Origin of the sequence: Azohydromonas lata (genome assembly GCF_034427735.1) — a bacterium.
GTDB lineage: Bacteria > Pseudomonadota > Gammaproteobacteria > Burkholderiales > Burkholderiaceae_C > Azohydromonas > Azohydromonas lata.
This window is the reverse complement of sequence record NZ_JAXOJX010000291.1, coordinates 1-217: the sequence shown is the minus strand read 5'-3', so window position 1 is coordinate 217 and position 217 is coordinate 1. Positions and strand designations below refer to the sequence as shown.

The window sequence follows — 217 nt, the reverse complement described above, 5'->3', positions numbered from 1 at the left end:
GTTCAGCGGCGGCAGCGCCGTGGCGGCGACCCACGTCAACGGCGTGTGGACGGCGAGCTACACCCTCGTGGCCGGCGGCATCGACCTCACCAACCGCAACGTGACGGCAACGGTGACGGACAACGCGGGCAACACCACGACGGCGGCGGACACGAGCAACGCCACGGTGGACAACGTGGCGCCCACGGTGACCGACGCGCGCATCGCCATCAGCGGC

Annotated in this window: 1 protein-coding gene; it reads left to right on the top strand. The window is 71.4% G+C overall.

Going from position 1 to position 217, the window contains the following annotated elements:
• On the top strand, positions 1–217 hold a 217-nt coding region (locus SM757_RS35440), incomplete at both ends, for a hypothetical protein (RefSeq protein ID WP_322468933.1).